This is a genomic window from Bacillus sp. NTK071, from assembly GCF_017303315.1.
Classification (GTDB): Bacteria; Bacillota; Bacilli; order Bacillales; family Guptibacillaceae; genus Guptibacillus.
In genome coordinates this window covers 1-2,375 of the sequence record NZ_JAFKOI010000035.1, presented here as the reverse complement: position 1 = coordinate 2,375, position 2,375 = coordinate 1, and the positions used below count along the sequence as shown (strand labels likewise).

At 38.9% G+C, this 2,375-nt stretch carries 2 protein-coding genes; both read left to right on the top strand.

Annotation, left to right across the window (positions count from 1 at the left end):
• Window positions 1-161 precede the first annotated feature (161 nt).
• Window positions 162-1,577, top strand: a complete 1,416-nt coding sequence (istA, locus tag JI666_RS20820; RefSeq protein WP_349769370.1) for an IS21 family transposase — start codon at window positions 162-164, stop codon at window positions 1,575-1,577.
• Entirely contained in the window at window positions 1,574-2,299 is a 726-nt protein-coding gene (istB, locus tag JI666_RS20815; protein ID WP_206895001.1) for an IS21-like element helper ATPase IstB, read from the top strand. The genes istA and istB overlap by 4 nt, the downstream gene beginning before the upstream one ends.
• Window positions 2,300-2,375: the final 76 nt, after the last annotated feature.

Here is a 2,375-nt window from a genome sequence, read left to right as displayed (position 1 = left end):
TGTTTATTGCAAAATAGAAGTGCAGACCTTTGCAACAGAAAAATGCAGAGTCCTGCACTTATTTTAATAAGGGCATAAAAAAAGACTTGCCAGTCACCCCAAGTCCCTCTAACGTAATTGGTGTCGAATCAATACGTGGAGGTAATGGAAGGATGCTAGCAATGTCTGATGTTAATTGTATCAAAAATTTGAGGAACAACAAAGGTCTATCAATCTCCCAAATACAGAAAATAATAGGGGTTAACTGGCGCACTGCAAAGAAATATGCAGATGAAGACCAGATACCTCAAGAAACCTTCAGAGCTAGAAAAGGAATGATGTATGAGGAAGAATGGGGAGAAATGGTCGCTGATTGGTTATTTGAAGATCAACGATTGAAACGAAAATCTAGAAGGACAAATAAAGAGCTACATAACGAATTAGTGAAATACGGATTTACCGGCTCCTATCGAACAGTATGCAATTTTATAAAAGAGTGGAAGAGCAGTCATCAAGAAGAAAAGGATAAAGGACATGAAAGACTAACACACCCTCCGGGTGAGGCACAGGTAGACTTTGGAGTAATGGAAGCTGTTCAAGACGGGGACTTAGTAGATGTTAGAGCACTAATCATGTCTATGCCCTATAGCAACACTGGCTTCGCCGTACCTCTGCCATCTGAGAATCAAGAATGTTTTTTGTATGGACTGCAACAGCTGTTCATTCAAGCAAGTGGAGTGCCAACATCAATAAGAATTGACAACCTAACACCTGCAGTAAAACAAACCCGATCAAAAATGGAAGAAGCAAAACTAACAGATGAATTTATGCAATTTCAGAATCATTATGGATTTGAAGTTCAGGTTTGTAATCCTAGAAGTGGCCATGAGAAAGGGAATGTAGAAAATAAGGTGGGCTATATTCGATACAACTTTTTCACCAAGGCACCAGTGATGAAGGGCTTTGAAGATCTAACCTTGAAGTTGAAGGAGCAACTGCATGAAGATCGTAAAAGGCTGCACTATGAGAAAGAAGTTCTAATCCAGGAGCTATGGGAGCAAGAAACTAAGTACTTACTAGCTTTGCCCGCAAGGGCATACCCAGTATTCAAAAAAGACTTGGCAAAGGTAAATAAATACAGTGAAGTGAAAATTGACAATTCCCTTATACATGTCCCGCGTGCTTATAACTACAGTCAATTACACTTAATCCTTAGCTGGAATCAATATAAAGTTGTTTCACCAGACGGTGAAATTCTGTTGGAGGACTTCCGTCCTTACATGAACAAGCGAAAAGCACTCCCATGGCATTCCATTATAAAAACATGGATTCATAAACCAAGGGTTCTAAACTATTCGCGATATTGCGACTACCTTCCTGGAAGAGTAAAGGAATTTCTACTAACAGACAACCTGCTTATTCGTCGTAAACGTTTAGAGTCCCTCTCTACCTTGTTAGTTACTTACGATATGAAACGAATCAATGAAGAGTTTTATGACTTGATTGAGAAAGAACGTTTAAACGGCGATAGCAATCCTTATGAAGTGGATTGGAATCAATATGACGCCCTCACTCCAATTGAGGAGGTGGGCAAATGAGTGATCAGTTACGAAGTAAGTGCAAGTCTCTACGTTTAGCCCATATAGCAGAAATATATGATCAAATCCCATTTGAGAATAAGGAGCAATATCTTAATGACTTATTTGACGAGGAGCATAAGTTAAGAGAACAAACAAAATCTATCAGATTAATAAAAAAGGCCAAGTTTTTGGATAAAAAGAATCTTCATACCTATGAATGGACAGAACAAATTAGGTTTCCAGCTCATACGTCTAAAGAGGAAATATGTAGTTTGAGTTTTATTGAAAAAGGAGAAAACGTTGTATTAGTAGGGTCTCCAGGAACTGGGAAAACCCATCTAGCGACGGGATTGGGAAGGAAAGCTTGTGAAAGTGGCTATGAAGTCCGTTTTTACCGTGTAGCTCATTTAGTAGAAGAGTTGGAGCAAGCCTTAAGGTTGAATAAGCTATCAGCATTTCGTAAGAAATTGGAGAAGGTAGATTTAATCATCCTGGATGAAATGGGCTACCTGCCGTTTAGTAAAGAGGGCTCTGAGCTATTATTCCAACTTATCTCTGAATTCTACGAGCAGAAGAGTTTAATCATCACGTCAAACTTAGAGTTCAGTCAATGGAACAGAATATTTGTAGACTCTAGATTGACCGCTGCATTGGTGGATCGACTGATTCACCATGCCCATATCATCTCTTATCAAGGAGAGAGTTACCGCTTAACCAACGCATTATCTAAAAGAAAATAAAGAGAAGTATTCTGGGTGACAAACCTCTGCACTTTTCTTTGCATTTTCCTGCACTTTTCTATTGCAAAATACAACA

Bases quoted from the DNA above. Each gene is read 5' to 3' on its own strand.
- istB (WP_206895001.1), top strand. From the start codon at position 1,574: ATGAGTGATCAGTTACGAAGTAAGTGCAAGTCTCTACGTTTAGCCCAT.
- istA (WP_349769370.1), top strand. From the start codon at position 162: ATGTCTGATGTTAATTGTATCAAAAATTTGAGGAACAACAAAGGTCTA.